Source organism: Aeoliella straminimaris, assembly GCF_024054565.1.
GTDB classification, from domain to species: Bacteria; Planctomycetota; Planctomycetia; order Pirellulales; family Lacipirellulaceae; genus Aeoliella; species Aeoliella straminimaris.
Genome location: NZ_JAMXLR010000072.1, coordinates 54940 through 75848, shown reverse-complemented (window position 1 = coordinate 75848; position 20909 = coordinate 54940). Strand labels below are relative to the sequence as shown.

Genomic DNA, 20909 nt, shown 5'->3' with positions numbered 1-20909 from the left:
AGCAACTACAACCGAGACGTTGACAGATTTAACCGCGCTAGCCGACTTGACTTTCCGACTAACCACGCTCCCGGTCGCGGAAGTCGCGCGGAGGCGCACCTTCGCGTTCGATAAACATGATTCGCATCCGTTCGCGGCTCGGGAAACCTGACAAGTAGGAGACCGTCTTGATTGGCAAATCGGTCTCCAATAGCAATCGCTTGGCACGAGCGAAGCGACAAGCGTTGATTTCATCCAGAACGCTCCGACCAAGCGACTCCGAGAAGCGCCGATCGAGAGTTCTGCGAGTTACCGGCAGTTTGCGGGCGACGTTCGCCACCGCCAAAGGAGGGGTATGCGTGTCGTTCCAGATGATCTCGATGGCCGCCTGCACGATCTCATCTTCAATTTCGTGCTCGTCCAGCGAAGCAGACCTTATAGCCCCGACCTGCTGCTGCCCGCCGAGCGGGAAATTGGTGGTTTGGCCGATAGCGTCAAACAGCGCCCCCAGCACCATCGACGCCACGGCATGACCGCTTTGGCTGGGGTACTGCTGCACCAGATTGAGCACTCCGTCGAATCCCTGCCGAAGTGTCTCCACTTGCTCGGGGGTAACGATCGCTCGATGGGGAGTGACCCCCGCCTGGGACAGACTATGAGCGACGGCCTCTCCGCTCAGCGACACCCATCGTTCGGTCCATCCGGTATCCCGCATGGGGCGGTAGCGATGCCACACGCCTGGCAGCAGGAAGATCAGTGCGTCGCCGTGAAAGCGAACCAATCCCGTGGCGGCGGACTCGAATTCGCCATGGGCGTCGGTTATGTAGACGATCTGGTACTCGGGCAGCACTCGCCCGGTGCACCATTTGAAGTTGTATAGATTCGGATGATTGCTGTCGGTGTACGCTTCGCCCGGCACGACCTCGCGCATGCCAACTCCGGTTACGACGGCCTCGTCCGAGTTGGATGCTGTTTCTGGCAAGTACCGAAAGAACTGTCGTCCTTGCTGCGATACACGGTCGCGTTTCGTCGGCGAAGTGACGTTCAGGCCCTGCAATGCAAACGCAGATCGTGGGTCTCCTGACAGCAATTCATGAGCTGCGGGTAGGTTAAGGACAGTCATACGCTAATTCTCGCCTGACTAACAAGCTAGGGTTCGAAATGGTTGTTTGGCAGTCGTAAGACTGGGACTACTTCGTTACGGCCTTTAGTGCCATCCGCATCGAAGGCGGCAGGTTGAGCGTGCCGAGAGTGACCGGCGCTTCGCCGTCGGCATGCGATTGCAGCGATTGCTCGCAAGAGTGCTGAATGTGGCTAATGACAAGTTCAGAAGCTTTAGCTGAATCCTTGGCTATTAGAGCATCCAAGATCTTACGATGCCAACGATTCGCATCGATCACCCGACTGAGGGAGTGGACCCCCCGGCGGGCATAGAACATGGATGAAATGCTACGCGTCTGCTCGAGTATCTCGCCCAATCGGCGGTTTCGCGCCGAAGAGATAATAAGCATGTGAAACGCCATATCGGCAGCCAGGAAACGACTAAGTGCGTCTCCTTCCAAACTATTCGCTCCGCAAGTCTGTGCAGACGTGATCTCCGCGTCGATAGCCACACACAATAGCTCGAGTTCTTCGAGTACTTCGGCGGTAATCTGCTGTGCAGCTTTGGCCGCAGCCATGCCCTCTAGTGCCTGCCGAACTTCAAACAGCTCGCGTAAGTCTCGAGGAGAAAGACTGCGAACAACGGTGCCGTAGCGTGGAATCTGGTCCACTAAACCTTCGTGAGACAACCGTCGCAGCGCTTCCCCCACAGGGGTACGGCTCAGCCCCAGTTCCTTGGCGATGGCCGCTTCAGACACAATAGCGCCCGAGGAAAGCTCGCCGGAAGTAATCCGCTCACGTATGGCCGCATACGCGACCTGGGAATGGCTAGGCCTATTCTTCATGGTGTGGCAGTCACTTCGGCCTGAATGGCCCCTGAACACAAGCCTTCAGGGCCCAGCCTAGGCGAAGTTTATGGATGAGTGAAAAGTGAGTGATGAGCGAAGCTCGACCTCTCCGAATCAGGATTGGTAGCAGCTTGTATCGCCTTACGATCCCACTGGAATTCCAGTGGTTCTTTAACCCATTGGACACCACTAAGTTATTACAGTCAACCAATTTACGACGTTTACTTTTTGCAATCGCACTGCCCTAGCTTGCAGCCGCGGGGCTGATTGCGAATCGGAAAGCCCAGATTCTGCATGGCTCGCGACTTCACCGAATTGGGCAATGTGCATAATGACTTTTTGCGTTGAGTAAATGCGCCCTTTCGAACCGCGTCGCGCATTTATGTCATGTAGGCAACATTGCATCTGGCGACTGTCTCAATTCAGGTCGGACGCCACACCGACTTGCCACACAATGGCTGGTATGCTGAATATGTCCTTGTCCTTCTTCCGTACGGCTCTTCTCGGGCGCAGCCCTCATTCGTCATCTATGTTCCTTTCCCATTGGCCCCACTTGCTGTTTGCATCTGCCCGCGCTGCGCGCTTTACCACATTCACTGCGTTGTGTTCCCTGGCAACTTCAACCTGCCTGGGCGACGCCCCCGCTGACAAAGCTGGTGCGGTCGTTTTGAGTGAGTTCATTTACACCGAAGCTCCGTTTCCTTCCTGCCATGCTTCGACTCTGGAGGAGACACCCGATGGACTGATTGCAGCCTGGTTTGGCGGCACGCACGAGCGACATCCCGATGTCGGCATCTGGGTATCCCGGAAAACGTCTCAAGGTTGGAGCACGCCGGTGGAAGTCGCCACGGGCGAGACCGACGAGCAGCGCTATCCCACTTGGAACCCCGTGCTCTTTCAGCCAACGGAAGGACCATTGCTGCTGTTCTACAAAGTCGGCCCCTCCCCACAGGAGTGGTGGGGCATGTTGATGAAATCGGAGGATCATGGCCGAACGTGGTCCGCCCCCCAGCGTCTACCCGATGGTATTTTTGGTCCCATCAAGAACAAGCCCGTGGAACTAGCCGACGGTGTTCTGCTCTGTCCCTCGAGCACCGAGGACGAAGGTTGGCGCGTGCACTTCGAAACCACCAGCGACTTTGGTAACACTTGGCAGCGCACCGCGCCGCTAAACGATCCCGAGACAATTCGGGCCATACAGCCCAGCATCCTGACCTATGGACCTCAAACTCTTCAGGCAATTGGCCGCACCCGCGAGAGCGGGATTTTTCAGATCTGGTCGCAAAATGGGGGTAAGGACTGGGGGCCCATGACCACACTCGGGCTTCCCAACCCCAGTTCGGGCACCGATGCCGTAACACTGGCCGGCGGTGAACAGTTGCTGGTCTACAACCACAGCCCTACCTACAAGATTCGAAGTCCTTTGAACGTGGCGACATCCACCGATGGAATAAAGTGGAACGCTGCTCTCGTTCTGGAAGACGATCCCGAGGCGCCCGCGGGCTACTCATATCCGGCCACAATTCAGACTTCGGATGGACTGGTGCACATCACGTACACTTGGCGCCGCGAACGGATCAAACACGTAGTTATCGATCCACAGCGGCTCGCAACACGCAAGATCGTTGACGGCCAGTGGCCCGCTGGCATGGAGGGGGCACGGTGAGCTTGCCCGTCGTCGACCTTCTGGTGATTGCCGGCTATTTGCTCGGGGTTTTCGGGTTGGGATGTTGGTTTGTCCAACGGAGTCGCACCACTAGTGGCTTCATGGCCGCCGGCGGACGCTTGCCGGGTTGGGCCGTGGGATTGTCGATCTTCGGTACCTACCTTTTCAGCAATACGTTCTTGGAAGTACCAGGAAAAGCATACGGTACCAATTGGAACGCCTTTGCCTTTTCGCTATCCCTGCCCTTGGCAGCTTGGATTGCAGTGAGGTGGTTTGTTCTCCTACACCGCAACAGCGGCTCCATATCGGCCTACGACCATTTGGAAAAGCGGTTCGGCCCGTGGGCGCGAACCTACGGCCTCGCGTGCTACGTCTTGATCCAATTGGTGCGGGTCGGTGCGATCCTGTTTGCCGTGTCCTTGGTGTTATCTACCCTCACCGGCTGGTCTCACACTACCATTATTATCGCCGCCGGCGCCCTGGTCACCATCTACACAGCACTCGGCAGTATCGAAGCGGTCATCTGGACCGACGTTGTCCAGTCGATTGTGCTCACCACCGGTGCGGCCATTCTGCTCCTGCTAATGCTGTTCGATATGCCCGAAGGCCCCGGCCAGGCGGTGCGCGTCGCCGCGGCAAACGACAAATTCTCGCTCGGTAGCTTCTCGTTCTACCTGACGGTGTCCACATTTTTGGTCCCGCTTCTGTATGGTCTGTTCGAAAATGGCAAGAACTTCGGCATCGGCCGAAGCTACGTGCAGCGATACCACGCATCTCCAAGCACTAAGCAGGCAGCCCGCAGCGTCTGGATGGGGGCAATGCTATATCTGCCTATCTCGGCCGCGTTTTTTGCAGTCGGGTTGATCGCGTACTCGTACTATCAATCGCATCCCGAACTGCTGGTCCAAGTCGAGGCCCAAGTAGCTCAGCGTGCGGTGGACGCGGGCGAAGCAGCTCCAGTTATGACGGACACCGCAGTGGGCGATAGCGTGCTGCCAGAATTCATTGTCTACGGACTGCCAGTTAACGCGACAGGCCTGCTGATCGCTGCGATTTTCGCTGCGGCCATGAGCAGCATCGATACCCCACGAAACAGTTCGGCCACCGTTACCCTACTCGACATCTACAAACGTTACCTCAAGCCCGATTGCGGCGAGCACGAGTCGATGGCTGCCCTGCACATGTCCACGGCCGGCATGGGAGCGGCGGGGGTGGCCGTGGCCCTGGCCTTAATCGGCACCGAAAGTGTCCTGGACGCCTGGTGGACCTTGTCGGGGATTTTTTCCGGCGCCCTGCTGGGAATATTCCTGCTTGGAGTCGTCAGCCAGCGTGCCTCGCGAACAGCCGGCTTGATTGGAGTGGGTGCGGGCTTGCTGATGATCCTTTGGCTTTCGCTACCACGGCTGGAAAATACAAGCATAGTGTCGCTTTCTGCGTCACTGCGAAATCCACTGCACGAACACATGACCATCGTCGTTGGAGTACTGACCGTTGTCCTGGTGGGCTTGGCCGCCTCAGGCCTTACTACCAAGAACTCAGCCCCCATTTAAAGCGAGAGAATACATGACCAGTTCACTCTTCTCCCAACCATTGCGCGGCATTGTCCCACCGATGGTCACGCCGCTGGTTGATGACGAACTCGACAAGCAAGGCCTCGACAAACTGCTCAGGCGGCTGCTCGAGAGTCCGGTGCATGGCCTGTTCGTCCTCGGCACCACTGGCGAGGGGCCTTCGCTCAGCTATCGTGCCCGCCGCACTCTAGTCGACGCCGTGACCAGTACCGTGAATGGGCGCAAACCCGTGTTGGTAGGGGTTACCGACACTTCGCTCAGCGAGGCGATCGATGCAGCGCGTTGCGCCGAAGCGGCCGGAGCCGACGCCGTGGTGTACGCTCCCCCCTGCTACCTTCCTATCACTCAGGCGTCGCTGGCCGATGGAGTACGTCGCTTAGCCGATCAGTCGCCGCTACCGGTGATGCTGTACAACATGCCCGCTCTGACAAAGAGCTGGTTCGAAATCGACACGGTCACCAAGCTGATCGACGAACCTAACATCGTCGGGCTGAAGGATAGCTCGGGCGACCTGGAGTACTTTCGCCGCTTGCTGGAGGTGAAAACGCTTCGGTCCAGTTGGACCCTGATGACGGGCCCCGAACACCTGATGGCCGAGAGCGTTGCCATGGGTGGAGATGGCGGTGTCAGCGGCGGCGCCAACATCTATCCGCGGCTGTTTACGGAGCTCTTCGATGCTGCTGATCGCGGCCATGAAGTTTCAGCAGCAACCCTCCAAGCAAGACTACAGGTGCTCGGCCGTCTGTACGCAATTAGCCCTGATCGCGGCATTTCGCCCATCCAGGGAATCAAAGCCGCCCTCGCGACGCTAGGCATCTGCAGCGCGGAGCTGTGTGCCCCGTACCGCGGGCTTCCAGCTTGTAGTCTGCCTGTAGTCGCCGAAGTGCTAAGGGACCTGGAACTGCTGCCGCCAGACGGCAAAACAGAGGCGGCAGCACTGGCCTCCACAAGCACCTCGTAGCTGTCCCCACGAACTCACTGCACCATGCCCTGGCACTCTGGACCCGATCGTGTCGGCAAATCTCTCCGCTTGCCAACGGTTTGCGGCCGCGGATTTACGCTGGTAGAGCTATTGGCCGTGATTGCGATTGTGGGAATACTCATCGCTCTGCTACTACCGGCCGTGCAGGCGGCTCGTGAGGCGGCGCGGCGGGCGCAGTGCAAGAGTCACCTGAAGCAGATTTCACTCGCCATGCTCACGCACGAGTCTGTGCATGGTCACTTGCCGACCGGTGGCTGGGGTTACCGAATGGTCGGTGACGCCGCTTCGGGCTACGGTCGCGACCAACCCGGCGGGTGGGCCTACAACATCCTCGAGTACATCGAACTAGGCCCTCGCCGGGAGTTGGGGGGTTCGATCGTCAAGCAATTGGCGAACTTCAAAGAAGTCAATCGTGACCAGTTTCTGGAGATGAACGACTTGGTGTCGACGCCGGTCGCGATGTTCATGTGTCCATCCCGCCGCCCAGCTGTGGCGTATCCGTTGGTCGACCGATCTTCCCCCTATCTTGCCTACAATGCGCAAGAGTGCAAGACAGGCACCACCGGTGCACCAAACTGTTATGTGGCTCGCGGCGACTATCGGGCGAATGCTGGAAACAAAAATCGTGGTGAGGAACCCGCAGGCGTGCTGCAGTCCCCCAATTACCAATGGTTCAGCGACAAAGGCAGTCAAAACGGAGTCGTCTACCAACGCAGCACGATTTCGTTTGGACAAATCGTCGATGGGGCATCCAATACCGCGTTGGTGGGAGAGAAATCTCTCAACCCTGCAGACTATGAGTCCGGCGAGCATTCCTCCGACGACCAATGCGTGTACACCGGTCACGATCAGGACAATGCGGGATACACGGCGCACGGCTGGGAACAGATGCCCCCAGTCAAGGATGGACAGACGACCCGTGACGCGACGCGCTGGCGGTTTGGCAGCGTTCATTCTGCGGGAATGCATATGGCTTTGTGCGACGGTTCGGTCAACGTTATCTCCTTCGAGGTGGACGCCGATGCCTTTGCAATGCTCGGCGGTCGTGACGATCAGGCCCACACGCCACAGGCTGCAGGTCAGTGATATCTCCTCTCGCGTGCGATGCCCTCGCCCCGCATGCCATGGCCCATTTTGGAGCTGCGAAGTACCGCTTCCAGCTGAATATAGGGCGGGAAAAGGGCGACGGCCCGCGGCGGATTGGCTATATTGAGGGACAAGGTGGTGCCCTTCTCTTCTGCGGAGACAATCCGATGATTAATAAATGGCCGTTTTGGTTTGTAGTCGTCGTTGCCCTGATAGGCATTCTCGTTTATCGCAAAACGATTCCCGCGGAGACGATTCCATCGCCTCCTCCGAAAAGGATCGCATTCGTAACCGGTGGCACGGGAGACTACTGGCAGGCCGCAATAAACGGGGCAAAAGCTGCTGCGGAGGAACGAGGCATCGAGCTGGTCGTTAAAATGCCTGAACAGGCAGAAAACGCTGCGGAGCAGATGGAGTTGCTTTCCGCCGTGGCCACTGCAAAAGTGGATGCGGTCGCAGTAAGTCCGCTGGATGAGAGCGGCCAGATCTCCGTGATCAACGCACTGGCGGCAGAGAAGCCTGTAGTTACGTTCGATTCCGATGCTCCGCAGTCGACACGGCATGGATACGTAGGAACCAGCAACTACAGCGCTGGACAGATGGCGGGCACATTGGTCAAGACCGCTATCCCAAACGGTGGCAAAGTAGTAGTGCTGATGGCCAACACCAGCAAACTCAACATGCAAGATCGCAAAGCCGGATTCCAGATGCGAATTGCCGAGTCTCCCGTTCCTGAGGAATCGACCGTCGATCCACGATACAACGTAATTGACTACCTGACAGACGACGGCGACAGCCAAAAGTGTGAAGAGTTGTTGAATACCAAGCTCGACGAACACCCCGACCTGGCCTGTGTGGTCGCTATGAACTCGAGACAAGGCCCCATCGTCGCCCGAGTACTAAAGCAACGCGACCTGGTCGGGCAGGTAAAAGCGATCACGTTTGACACCCCGCAAGAAACCCTTGCGGCCGTGGACGAAGGGGTCGTGTTCGCCACGATTGCCCAGGACCCGTACGCGTACGGCTACGAGGCCGTTGTGATGATCGACAAACTGTGCCGTGGGGACAAGCGTTACCTTCCGGTTGTCGGTCGTGGTGCCATGCATGTAAGCGTGGAGCCAATCAAACAAGCGGACGTGGCCGACTTTCGAAAGCGCGCATCATCCCGTCCGTAGTGTCGGTCAACAAATGGGACCATGCGATACCGCTGCTGGCACCACAGGTCCGCCCTTCGGATAGCATGTAGATAGCGCAGGAGACGCCCCCTTGAGAATCGCGACGCTAGTTTTGCTGGTTGTTCTGCTTCCCACCATTCTTTGTGCCGCCGACTTGAAAGTTGTGCAACCGACGTGCGAGTTTGCCGTTGATCCGCTGGGGGTCGATGTAAGCCAACCTCGACTTTCTTGGCAGTTGGATTCGGACGAACGGGGCGCACGACAAACTGCTTGGCAGATCATCGCCGCCACAAAACCAGAATTGCTCACCGAAGCCAAGGCCGATCTCTGGAACTCCGGTCAGCAGCAGGGCTCCGAGACGGTGCTGCTTCCGTATGCTGGCAAACCGCTTCGCTCCAGCCAGCAGGTCTATTGGAAGGTGAGAAGCTGGGACTCGCACAATGAACCTTCGCCCTGGGGCCCGGTGTCACACTTCACCATGGGCATTCTCGACCCAGCCGACTGGCGTGCTGAGTGGATTGTCGCCCCCTGGCAAACCGAGTCGATCCTGATGCGGAAGCCATTCCATGTAAAAGCGGGGCTTCAGCGAGCGATTGTACATGTCTGTGGTCTGGGACAGTTCGAAATGTCTCTCAACGGGCAGAAGTGCGGCGACCACCTCCTGTCGCCAGGGTGGACCAAATACAACCGCACTTGTTTGTACGAGACCCACGATATCACTCAACTCATGCAAGAAGGCGAGAATGCGGTGGGCCTGGTACTGGGCGATGGTATGTACCACACCGAGCGGCGGAATCGCTTCAGCAAATTCCAGGGCACCTTTGGACCACAACGCGCCTACCTGCAAATCGAACTGGAGTATCGTGATGGATCGAGCGATTTTGTTGTTACGGATGGGTCCTGGCAGGTCGATCCGGGAGCGATCACCTTTAACGACATTTTTGGTGGCGAAGACTACGATGCCGGCCGCGAACCAAATGGCTGGGATAAGCCGGGGTTCAACGACTCATCCTGGCCGCACGCGGTCTTATTGGTACGCCCCGGCGGTGAGCTTCGTGGTTTGACCTATTCGGCTCCAGCCATCAAAGCAATAGAAACAAGCAAAGCAGAGGAAGTCAGCCGCGAGAGCGAGACTCGCTACGTGCTCGATCTCGAACAGAACACGTCCTACATGCCACGGATCACCGTTACCGGTCCCAAGGGAAGCACTGTCCGCCTTACCCATGCCGAGGTGCTCGACGACCAAGGGCACATCGATCGCAGTACCTGCGGGGGAAATCGCGGCCCCGCGTATTGGCAGTACACCAAGGCCACTGACGGGCCTGAGCAGTGGATGCCGAAGTTCTTCTACGCGGGGTGCCGCTATCTGCTGGTGGATTTGCTGCCCGCAGAAGACGGCGGTCCGTTCCCCAGATTGGACCAGGTCGAAGGAGTGGTCGTGCACTCGGCCGCCACGCCTGCGGGCGATTTCGCAACGTCGAATGAGTTGCTGAACGACATCCGTACGCTCGTGAGGTGGGCTCAACGATCCAACATGGTGTCGGTGCTAACCGACTGTCCGCATCGGGAGAAGCTCGGATGGCTGGAGCAGTATCACCTGAACGGACCAGGCGTACGCTACGAATTTGATGCGCATCGCATCTTTATCAAAGGGATGCAGGACATGGCCGATTCGCAGCTCGACAACGGCCTCGTACCTAACATCGCCCCCGAATATGTGGAGTTCCCAGGCACCTTTCGGGCGGCGGCCGAATGGGGTTGTGCGGTAGTACTAACGCCGTGGCAACATTATCAGGCCACCGGCGACCGTCAGCTACTCGAAAAGTACTACGAGGTGATGCAGCGGTACCTGGCTTATTTGAACTCGATCGCCGACGACGGTATCGTCTCCGAAGGTCTCGGAGATTGGTACGACCTGGGCCCTGCCGACCGGCCCGGGCACGCCCAACTAACCCCACCACCGGTGACCGCCACGGCTTTCTACTTTCGCAGTGCCGACGTGATGAGCCAAATCGCCGAGGTGCTGGGCAAAGAGGACGACGCACACGAATATCAGCAGCTCGCCGCTGATATCCGGCGGGCCTGGCTGCGTGAGTTCCGCAACGACGATGGCACCTACGCCACTGGTTCGCAGTGCTCGAACGCCATCGCGCTAGTGATGGGCCTTGCCGAGGAGGAGGATCGACAAGCTGCGCTCGAAGCGCTCGTCAACGACGTGAAAGACCATGGCAATGCCATGACGGCCGGCGACGTAGGGTTTCGATATCTGTTGCAAGCACTCGCCATGGGCGATCGATCGGATGTGATCTACGAGATGATCAACCAATCGGAACGGCCGGGTTATGGCTACCAGCTTGCCCACGGCGCAACGAGCCTCACCGAGGCCTGGGATGCCAACCATCATGCTTCACACAACCACTTCATGCTGGGGCACATCACCGAGTGGTTCTACAAGGACTTGGTCGGCATTGCCACCGATCCTGCGGCGCCCGGTTACAAGAACATTCTCATTCGCCCCCACCTGGTGGGCGACCTCCAGTGGGCTGAAGCGACTCACCACAGCATCCGCGGTCCTGTGCGCGTCCGCTGGGAACGAAGCGGCGATGGTCTGACCCTGGAAGTCGACATCCCTGCAAATACCACCGCCACGGTGTTCGTGCCAGGCCAAGCGGGTCAGCAGTTCTTTGAATCGGGACACCCCGCCGGCGAAAGCACTGGTGTCACGTTTTTGAGAACCGAAGCTGGCCGCCACGTGTACGCTATCGAATCGGGGAACTTCGAATTTGTAGTTCGGTAGGAACAAGCCTATCGATTAATAAGCCACACAAATCCCCCGACCAGCCCCGCTACCATCACCCATCCACAGACCACCCCGAGCACTGACGTAAGCGAAGGCCTGGGAATCTGTAGACCTTGCCAATCGACAAGCATGGTGCGTTCGGCGGGCGGCGTGCCCTCTGGCAATTGGCAAGGCTGGGTGACTACTTCGCCGGGACGAACAGGCGTGTAGATGAGATCGTAGAACCGCCTGAGCTTCGTTTCGGGCACCGGCTGCGTCCAGAGACTAACAAGAATGCAGGCAAGAATGCCGCTTGCCAGATAGAACACCACGACCCATGGATCGGAAAATACCAGGCCGTCGGCTTGCTCCTTGACGACTCCCCCGCCCGTGATCCATTCGTGCTGGGCAAGCCATCCGACGAAACTCTCAACGTTGGTCAGAGCCCAAGCAGCCACTGCCGCAAGAGTTCCGGCCCAGGCTCCAGCGGCGGTCGCACGACGCCAGAAGAGCCCCACCCAGAAGGCGATGGCGACCATGGGGGCAATTCGGAACCACACGTTCAGGGCTTCCACTACGCCCTCGACCGAATAGGCGAAAGCAACGCCACCGGCAACGATGCCAATGGATGCAATCCGCCCCACGGCTAGATAATGCTTGTCGGTGCGGTTCGGCTGCAAGTGCCGATAAAAGTTCTCGGTGAACAGCGCCGATGCGCTAATCATAATCGCATCACAACTGCTCATGATGGATGCCAGCAAACAGGACAAAAATACTCCCAGCAGTCCCGGGAGCATCATAGGCAGAAACTCCCTGGCAACGTGGCCGTAAAGATAGTCGGGGTCGATCGTGCTCAGATCAATACCACTGTTGAGATACCAAGCCACCGCCGCCAGCGAAGTGACACTCCAGGCCATGGTGCAGATACGCTTCACGATGTTGCCGATCATGAAGCCCACGCGGCCATCCATTTCGGTGCGGCCAGCGCCGCATACGCCCATGATGAAGGGCTGCGCAACAATACCCACCAGCGCCTGGATAGAGTACATCACTACAAAAAACGTATCGATCTTGCCGGGCGCCACCAACGACAGCATGGCTGGATTGTATTCGGTCAACGTGGCTCGCACGCCCTCCAGACCTCCCGTCGCCTGCAACACGAAGGGAAGCAATGCAAAGGAGAATGCGATGGTCATCAGGCCCTGCACGAAGTCGGTCACCACCGCGGCGCCAAGCCCTCCGGCCATGCCATACACCAGGAACAACACGGTGACCACCACGATGGCATAGCTAGCGTCGACTACCCCGCCCGTGCACGAATCGACCATAGCGCCCGCTCCCTTGAGCAGCAACCCAATCTTTACCGCCATCCCTACCACACCGAACACGCAATACAGCAGGGCGACGCTTCGATCGTATCGCAGTTCGTAGACATCCGCCGTGGTCACTGCCCGCAAACGACGCATGATGGGTGCGATCACCCAGTAGAAAGGCGTAGCCGGCAGCCAAATCCACTGCCACCAGATAGCTGAGAGTCCGTTGGTCAAAGTCTTCGATGCTACGGTCACGGCCTGATCGGACGACGTGCCCGTGCCAAAGGCGAAGGTGATCATCATCGCCTTGCCAAATCGGCGGGGCATGAAGAAGTCGCTCGACGTCTTCACTCGCCGCGCCGTCCAGGCTCCCAGTAGCGTGATCCCAATTAGGTACACCGGCAGCACGGCCCAGTCGATTGGCATCATAACGGTGACACCTCGAGGCGGTTGGAGGCAGATCGCTGTTGGTCAAGGTTCTGCAACTTGGCAATACTCACGATAGACGTGCTCCAACTGCTCTTGCGAGAGCGTGGCTCCTGAATGCAGCAGTACCCCGTACCGTAGCCGCAACGATTCGCCGGGCGAAACCGTTACTCGGCTCGCTTCTCCCGCGTCAAAAGCAGCTAAGGCGAATGGGTTGGCGGCCACGTAGCCATAGTCCCTGGCATGCATGCGCGTGGCACGGAAGTTCTTCGGGTGGCAGAACAGAGCAACTCCAGCCGGCTCGCCATCAAGCTGGCCACGGTAGTCAATCCAGCGTGCCGTCTTGCCCCAGATCTGCTGGGCATTCTTGCGTCCCTGGTTGTCGACGATCTCACCACTGCCCTTCGGCGCAGGATCAGGTCCCCCCTGCTCTACCCTAAGTGGAGTTGCCATCCTCAACCCAAGTCCCATTTCTTCCTGGTCACCAAACCAGAAAGCTTCATCACTCGTGAAAGTTGAATCCCATGTGAGTAAGATACCGGCATTCGTGTGTCGCAGTGTGTACCGTGCTTGTTCGCGACAAATGGTCGACTCGCCCTCGTCCGATACGTAAAGATTCTCGACTTCGAAGGTTACCTTGCCATCTTCGATTTGTGGATTCTGTACGAATCTCTCGTGTAAGACAGGGGCTTTCAGTCGCCAATTGTCCGTCCCACTCAGATCGCCAAAGGCCAGCCACAAACCCGGATGGTATTCCGGATGATCCATGCGGTCACGGCCTTCGATCGGCGGATGATTGCGCGTCAAGCGTTTACCATTGGTCGAGCACAGATTGGCAAAGTGGGGGCGGCTGATCTCCGGATCCTGATAGACGTACTTGGCGATTGGTTTGTCGCCCAGAAGAATAAGTACGGCTCCGGGGCGTTGTTCGACGGCAAATCGTTTGGCGCCACTCTGCGGAGCTGCACCCCCGAGCAATGCCCATACTGCCAGAACAATAGTTAAAGTACGACTGAACACGACTGCTAAACCTTGGGAATTGCCCAATGCCCTCCCTGTCGATATCGGCGACCCAGCAACTCGGAAGCTTTGGCATCGTCAATGATCTTCTCCGCCTGGGGATCGAACTTGATCGACCGGCCGGTCTTTAGGGCCACGTTGGCCAGATGCACCGGTACAATGCTGCGGTGGGCCTCGATCAGCGGAGCAGCGAGCTCGGCGTCGCCGCGAATGGCGTCGACGAAATTGTCGAGATGAGCGAACCCGGTTTCCCGCGGCACTTTTTGGCTGTCGATTCGTTCATTCTTCGGCCCCAGCACCTGCAGCTTGCCACGTTTGCTGAGCAGCATTTGGCCTTCGGTGCCGTAGAACTCGACGCCCGAATCGCAATTCATGGGATAGTTAGTCGACCACAGTCGCATTTCGAAGACCAGTTGCTTCGGCTTCGCCGTGGCATCGGCACCGGCATATTCGAAAGCACAAGTCGCTGTGTCGGGAAACTGTTGATCATCGTCGTAGAAGTATTTGCCTCCCATGGCGATTGCGCTCGTCGGTAGGGTGTCGACTCCCAGTCCCCAGCGAGCATAGTCCAGTTCATGGGCGCCGTCGTTGCCGATATCGCCGGTACCAAAGTTCCACCACCAGTGCCAGTCGCTATGCAGGCGGTTCTCCTGATAGGGCAACCACTCCGCCGGGCCGACCCAGGTATCGTAGTCAATTTCGGCGGGGGGCGCAGTAGGCGTCCTATGCCCGATCGAGCCGCGCCGCTGAATGTTCCAAGCCTTGGCCACCAGTACGTCGCCAATCACACCTTCGTGGAGCCGCTGGATGGCATTTCGCGTGAACTCCCGCGACCGCTGTTGCGTGCCATGCTGTGCGACCACTCCGCTCGACTCCACGGCTTCCAACAGCAGTTGGCTTTCTCGCAGGTTGTGGCTCAGAGGTTTCTCAACGTAAACATGCTTGCCCGCCTGACACGCAAGTATGGCCGCCGGGGCGTGCCAGTGGTCGGGCGTGGCAATCACCACCGCGTCGATGCCGGGATCATCGAGTATCCGGCGAAGATCCGTCACCGCATTCGAACTGCTAAGTCCACACACATCGGCTGCTGCCGCCAGTCGATCGCGATCAGGATCACAAACAGCGGCCACCCGGCCATAGTACGCCTTGGCCCGCGAGCCACATCCAACCAGCCCGATGCGCACCTTGGAACTCGGCGGGTTGGCCCATCCACGACTCGCCGCACCGCTCGCGATGGTTGCGGCCGAAGTCAGTAAGAAATGCCGGCGATTAACGGCCATCATTCACTCCTCGCGGTTTGAGCGTCAGCTTGCAGCACGCGCACGATGGCGCTGTTGTCCAAGTCGCCCAACCCCAGCAACTCTCCTTGCTCGAGCAACTGCAGATGCGTCGCGGACATTGGCAGCACCAGACCATGCTTCGAGGCTTCCTGCAGGATGATACGCACGTCTTTGGCGTGCTGGGCCAATCGGGCCTGCGTCGCGAAGTCGCCGTCAACCATCTTTTGCCCCTTGGTATCCATCACTCCCGAATAGGCGTTGCACTGCTTGAGCACGGCTAGCGTATTGCCCGCGTCCAGCCCCATGCGTTCAGCCAGCACGAGCCCTTCAGCCAGGGCAACCCGGTTGAGTCCCAGGATCAAGTTATTGACGAGCTTGAACTTGGCGGCTGATCCCCATTCGCCGACATAGTGGGCCGCGGCGGCGAGAGACTCGAACAAGTCTTGATTCTCCCGATAGGTCGACTCGCTTCCCCCCACGAAGGCGATCGCTCGGCCGCGGCGAGTCTGATCGCTGGAAGCGGCAATCGGCGATTCTAAATAGTCGACCCCCGCCTCAGCGAGCCAACTGCCAAGCTGGGCCGCATCGTCCGGACCACCCGTGGTAGCATCGACCACCAGTTGGCCTGAACGGAAACCATCGGACAACCCTGTAAGACACTCGCGCACCGCCGCTGAGTTGTAGAGGCATACAACAACACAATCGCACTGCTCGAATGGGTTGTCGGACCACATGGCGCCGCGTTCCACGAGCGGAAGTGATTTGTCCTTGGTGCGGTTATAGCAGTACACCTGCCAATGCTCGTCCAGCAATCGATCACAAAGGGCCGCTCCCAATAGGCCCAATCCCACCACGCCAATCGTTCGGCTATGGCTGCTGAAGTGCGACATGGACCTACCTGGAGTGTGCAGGGAAACGCGGGACGAGGGCTGAATACTCAGGGTACCGGTTTAGAATTCGTTTGCCACGCGGATCGCCTAGGTTGTCCGAAAATGAGGCTGAATCCAGCGCAGGAGCGGCGAAACAGAAGGTTGCCCTCATTGTTCGTTCACAAGTCTATTTAGATACGCTTCGAGATTTGTGTAGCCGTCGCCATCGGGATCGGCGTTGCGGTCTTCGGGATCGTTGGGGTCCAAACCATGTGCCACCTCCCACTGGCTTGGCATGCCATCGTTGTCGGGATCCCAATCTTCACCGCGCGACACCCGCGGGTAGTCGTCCCATCCTCCCACGTCCTCTTGCGAATCGGGCAATCCCGGCTTTCCGCTTGAGCTCCCCGAAAAATTGGCCTTCCCTTCCCTTGTTTCGCGAAGAACCCGTTTGTCGTGCTGGTCGAGATCGGGATAGTTGCAGCCCACGTCTGCCAGCACACTTCGATACGCCTCCTCGGCAGTTTCGGTTTTCACGTGCGGTGGAAAGAACGGCTCGTCGTGCATGAAGCTTGTCAGTGGCTCCTCCTTCGGCTCGACGATACCGGCATAGCCTTGCTGGTTGTCGTAGTGGCCCTCCATCACATTGCCTGCCGCGTAGTATTCTTGCGGACCGAAGGCTTCCACCCACTCGCGTTCCGGCTTCAGCACGTGAAACACCCGTGTCGCAGGCCCGGGTTTGTAGTAGTTGTTGACGAACTGCACGAGCCGCGCGCCACCGTCGGTAGTGCGATAGTCCCAGTTGTAGACTACGTTGTTGCGGATATCCAATACACCACGGTGCCGCGTCGCCTGGTCAGTACCGCCTGCCAGGCTCCAATTTCGCCCGGCACAGTGGGCGAGTAGGTTGTGATGAAAGGTGCCGATGTCGCCACCAATGCTTGCTGCAAAACCGTGCGACTTGCCTTGTTCGTACTTCTTGTGGCCCGCGATGTTCAGCGCTTCGGAGATCAGCGTGCGTTGCAGCGTGATGTTCTTGGCGCCGCGAGAGCTAAACGACTCGTCCTGCGTCCAACTGATCGAACAATGGTCGACAATTGAATGGTCGCAGCTGGCCAGCCCCATGCCATCGAGCGTCTTGCCTGAAGTGTCGCCCGGCCGGACGCGGAGGTAACGAATTACCACGTCATCAGCGCCAAGGCCCCCGAGGTTGTAGTTGCTCACGCAGATGCCAAGCCCAGGTGCCGTCTGCCCGGCGATGGTGAGTTCGCCGTTGCGGATAATCAGCCGATCCTCCAAAACAATACGACCCGACACATCGAACACCACGGTACGCGGGCCAGTGGCCTCCACCGCAGCCCGCAGGCTACCCGGGCCGCTATCGTTGAGGTTCGTGACCTTTAGTACTCGCCCCCCACGTCCGCCACGCGCAAACCGGCCGTAGCCTTGCGCGGTAGGGAACGCGAGGTGGCGCAAGCGGAACGTCCATGCTTCTCCCTTGGTCATTGTGTCATTACTGCCTACGGTGTCGACGCGCCAGCAGTAATAAAGCAAACTGTCATTGGCAGCTACCGGCAGTTGAATCTGCGTGTCAGAGACAGTGGCTGCCGGGTCCGACTGCTCGAGTTCACGCATCGCAGTATCCAGATCGGGGCCGCTCGCCAGGTACACACGGTACTGAACGGCGTTGTCGACGGGATGCCACGCGAGGTGGATCTGGCCGCTGTCTCCGTCGGCATGCCAGTTGTAGTTGCCCGGCTGGGGGGCCCTGGCTCGCCGGTGCGGATCGGTTGCGTCGAGTTCCAGGGCGTTTAGCAAAACCGGCCCTCCGTCTGAGCTCTCGATACGGATCGTAACCGGCTCCTCACCGGCTTCGAACTCGACATAGGCAGATGCCATTTGATGGTCTTTTTCAACCTGGGCACTAGGCGTCACCAATACGGAGTTCTGGCCCTGGCTTACCGTTAAACTGCTGGGCTGCCCAGTCGGCAGGTTATGGAAGGTGGCCAGACTGTGACTTCCAGGGGGCAGATCCGACAGGACGATCTCCAGGAAGCCGGTCTCGCTGCGCACTCCATCGGCTGCGATCGTTGCTCCGGTCGCGAGCGCCGATTTGTGCAGGAAACCATGCAGTTGCCCATTGACTGCCCGCAGTTCAAGGCGTCCTTGCTCCAGATCCCTAGCGGCATCTCGTTCGGTTCCGATTTCCCACTCTTGCCAGCCGAGTGTTTCGGCATCTCGACGACCAGTGAGGGCGCTGATGTCAAACCGCTCGGCCGGGCAGCGCGGCGCACCAAGGCAGGTACCAAGTATCAGCAGAACGCTTGTCAGTTTGTGTATGTCCATGGTCTGGCTGCCTTACTCTTTCGTAAATTCAACTTTGCAATCCGCCTCGGGCAACCCTTCACATCGAGCGGTAAGCGTCACCGCGCCGACTTCTCCAGTGCTTCTAAGGACAGCCAGTGCATGTCCCTGGTAGGTGGGGCACCCAGAATTCGCATAGGCATGCCGGCTGGTTGGGTCGGCATTACCCGTGGCGACGATTTCCGCGGGACCTGCGACGGAAAACTCGAGTTGACGATCCTCCACTGGCTGCGTGGTGCCTTGTTCATCCACCAGGCGAACGTTAATGAAGGCGATACTCTGGCGGCCCGCCGCGATGGTGCCCTGCTCGGGCTCTAGATCGATGCTAGCCGTTTCGCCAGCGGTGGCAAGCTTTATCCGCTGATTGACCGCTGTCTGCTGCATTCCTTCGAGAACCAGTTCCCCAGGTTCGTAGGGCACCCGGAACGAAGCATGGAATTCCTCCGCCTGGCCGGTGGACGCCTCACCTATAATGCGGCCGTTCAGCTGCAGCCGCACTTGCGGATACCGACTATAGGCGTGCACGGTGAGCATCGTTTTTTCGGGCACCGACCAGGTCCAACTGTCGAGGCACGGCTCCACAGCCCAAGGCGTGAGTTGCCATGGATCGCCATTGGCCGTTGGTTCTTCCACAGCCAGATAGAGCCGCTCGCCACGATCCCAAACAATGTTGCGATAGTGCGAAATCGGCTTGCGATGGCCGATCAAATCGATATCTCCACAAGCAGCGGCTCTCCAGGGAAAGTGTGTTCCTTCCCAATGCCGCCGAGCCTCCTCCCCAGGAGGAAACACGCGTCCAATGCCCGCTTCGCCCAGATAGTCGATGGCTGACCAGACGAAGTCGCCAATCACGTGGGGCTGCGACTCCACCGCAGCAAAACTCTCGTGTGCGTCTTTGGGATACGACTCACTCGCGTACATCACTCGCATTGGCAACCGGCGGTGATCAGTCTCGTAGCGGTTGGTTTCGTAGTTGTAACCGCATACGTCGACGGCCCCAAACATCGGATCGAGTCGGTCCCAGTTTCCCTCCCCGAGCCCGTTCAGACCGATGGTTACCGGACGAGACTGGTCGTGCTCGCGTACGCATTGGGCAAGCTCTTGGGCGAGTCGTTGCCCACTTTCGTCGCCGCGTTCGTAGACTTCGTTGCCAATGCTCCACATCACGACGGACGGATGGCGACGATCGCGATCCATCGTAGCCAACAACTCGTCCCTCCATATACCCTCGAAGTGAGGACCGTAATCGCGGTTTACCTTCGACTTTGCCCAGTTGTCGAAAAACTCGTCGATGACTAACAATCCCTGGCGATCGCACTCGTCGAGGAACGCATCGCTCGGTGGATTATGAGAGGTCCGCACCGCATTGAATCCAGCCTGTTTCAGCAGCCTCACCCGTCGAGCTTCGGCGATATCCAAGGATGCTGCGCCCAGCGGACCATGATCGTGATGGACATTTCCACCAAACAGCACGATTGGCTCGCCGTTGAGCAGTAGCCCGCGCTGCGGATCGATGGCCACGGAACGCAAGCCAAACGTGTGGTCGACAACATCCATAGCGTCGCTAGCAGCGTCCTCTTGAGTCAACAACCGTAACTGCAACTGCTGAAGATGGGGGAACTCTGCAGACCATGACCGCGCCGAGCCGAGGCGGATTGGCCGATGCACGTCTACTTTCTTTCCTGCACCGATCCTCAACTTGTGAACGCGGTTTTTGCCTGACTGAGATGCCTGTTCCGGAAGGCTCTCTTCCACGTAAACGATTTGATCCATATCGGTTGAGTTGATCACGGTATAGTGCAGATGAAAGTCGCTGAATGGCTCGTGCGGCTTATTCTCGCACCAGACGCTGGCAGGCTCGATGTGCACCGGCGGTAACTTACGCAGCCACACATGCCGGTAGATGCCCGATCCACTATACCAGCGGCAGTTGGGCTGATCGGAATTGTCAACTCGCACAGCGATCACGTTCGACGCGTTGCTCCTAGTCTTCAAGTAAGGAGTGATGTCGAACGAAAAAGGAGTGTAGCCATACAAATGCTCACCCAGCCGGTGGCCGTTGACCCAGACCTCGGCATTCTGGTACACGCCGTCGAACTCCAAGCGATAGATACTCTTCAGCGAGGTTTCACCGACTTCCAGCGGTCTGCGGTACCAGCCGACCCCAGTCTGGTGATAACCACCATGGCCTTCGGATGCAGCATCGTTCTGGGGAGAGGCTTCGACACTCCAGTCGTGGGGCAAATCGACACGCCGCCACGCAGCATCGTCAAAGCCCGGTAGCTGTGCATCCGCGGGATCGGCCAGTTGGAACCGCCAGCCTTCGTCCAACAGCACACGTTCGCTCGCAACCAAGATGGAAGGCGAAAAGCAAAGAACCAGCAGCAGAGAAGGGAACCGTCGCATATCGCTATTGGACCTGAATTCAGGGGCCACTTGCCACCGCGTGA

At 58.5% G+C, this 20909-nt stretch carries 14 protein-coding genes; 6 read left to right on the top strand and 8 right to left on the bottom strand.

The window, feature by feature from the left end; translation table 11 throughout:
• Positions 1-58: 58 nt before the first annotated feature.
• Positions 59-1102, bottom strand: coding sequence for a helix-turn-helix domain-containing protein (locus NG895_RS20250; protein ID WP_252854350.1), 1044 nt, complete (start codon positions 1100-1102; stop codon positions 59-61).
• 67 nt (positions 1103-1169) lie between these two features.
• On the bottom strand, positions 1170-1925 hold the full coding sequence (locus NG895_RS20245; protein WP_252854349.1) for a GntR family transcriptional regulator: 756 nt from the start codon (positions 1923-1925) through the stop codon (positions 1170-1172).
• Positions 1926-2595: 670 nt separating this feature from the next.
• On the opposite strand from NG895_RS20245, the gene NG895_RS20240 reads away from it, so the two are divergent.
• From NG895_RS20240 to NG895_RS20215, 6 genes are all read left to right on the top strand, one after another.
• On the top strand, positions 2596-3594 hold the full coding sequence (locus tag NG895_RS20240) for a sialidase family protein (RefSeq protein WP_252854348.1): 999 nt from the start codon (positions 2596-2598) through the stop codon (positions 3592-3594).
• Positions 3591-5144, top strand: a complete 1554-nt coding sequence (locus NG895_RS20235; protein ID WP_252854347.1) for a sodium:solute symporter family protein — start codon at positions 3591-3593, stop codon at positions 5142-5144. The genes NG895_RS20240 and NG895_RS20235 overlap by 4 nt, the downstream gene beginning before the upstream one ends.
• 13 nt (positions 5145-5157) lie before the next feature.
• Positions 5158-6126: a dihydrodipicolinate synthase family protein gene (locus NG895_RS20230; RefSeq protein WP_252854346.1), complete on the top strand. Its 969-nt coding sequence runs from the start codon at positions 5158-5160 to the stop codon at positions 6124-6126.
• A gap of 24 nt (positions 6127-6150) precedes the next feature.
• Entirely contained in the window at positions 6151-7233 is a 1083-nt protein-coding gene (locus tag NG895_RS20225) for a DUF1559 family PulG-like putative transporter (protein ID WP_252854345.1), read from the top strand.
• 167 nt (positions 7234-7400) lie between these two features.
• Positions 7401-8408, top strand: coding sequence for a substrate-binding domain-containing protein (locus tag NG895_RS20220; RefSeq protein WP_252854344.1), 1008 nt, complete (start codon positions 7401-7403; stop codon positions 8406-8408).
• A gap of 91 nt (positions 8409-8499) precedes the next feature.
• The gene (locus NG895_RS20215) at positions 8500-11205 is read left to right on the top strand and encodes a family 78 glycoside hydrolase catalytic domain (RefSeq protein ID WP_252854343.1); all 2706 of its coding nucleotides are present in this window, start codon (positions 8500-8502) and stop codon (positions 11203-11205) included.
• A gap of 8 nt (positions 11206-11213) precedes the next feature.
• On the opposite strand, the gene NG895_RS20210 is transcribed toward NG895_RS20215, so the two are convergent.
• The 6 genes from NG895_RS20210 to NG895_RS20185 all read right to left on the bottom strand — a co-directional run bounded on the left by NG895_RS20210 (position 11214) and on the right by NG895_RS20185 (position 20865).
• Positions 11214-12929 carry a sodium:solute symporter family protein gene (locus tag NG895_RS20210; RefSeq protein WP_252854342.1) on the bottom strand — a complete coding sequence of 572 codons (1716 nt, stop codon included), beginning with the start codon at positions 12927-12929 and terminating at the stop codon, positions 11214-11216.
• A 42-nt stretch (positions 12930-12971) separates the two neighbouring features.
• Positions 12972-13946 carry a DUF6807 family protein gene (locus NG895_RS20205; RefSeq protein WP_252854341.1) on the bottom strand — a complete coding sequence of 325 codons (975 nt, stop codon included), beginning with the start codon at positions 13944-13946 and terminating at the stop codon, positions 12972-12974.
• Between the two features lie 5 nt (positions 13947-13951).
• Positions 13952-15226 (bottom strand): Gfo/Idh/MocA family protein, encoded by a 1275-nt coding sequence (locus NG895_RS20200; protein WP_252854340.1) that lies wholly within the window; start codon positions 15224-15226, stop codon positions 13952-13954.
• The gene (locus NG895_RS20195) at positions 15226-16116 is read right to left on the bottom strand and encodes an NAD(P)-dependent oxidoreductase (protein WP_252854339.1); all 891 of its coding nucleotides are present in this window, start codon (positions 16114-16116) and stop codon (positions 15226-15228) included. The genes NG895_RS20200 and NG895_RS20195 overlap by 1 nt, the downstream gene beginning before the upstream one ends.
• Positions 16117-16263: 147 nt before the next feature.
• Positions 16264-18441, bottom strand: coding sequence for a hypothetical protein (locus NG895_RS20190; RefSeq protein WP_252854338.1), 2178 nt, complete (start codon positions 18439-18441; stop codon positions 16264-16266).
• A gap of 12 nt (positions 18442-18453) precedes the next feature.
• Complete coding sequence (locus NG895_RS20185; protein ID WP_252854337.1) at positions 18454-20865, bottom strand: glycoside hydrolase family 2 TIM barrel-domain containing protein; 2412 nt, start codon at positions 20863-20865, stop codon at positions 18454-18456.
• Positions 20866-20909: the final 44 nt, after the last annotated feature.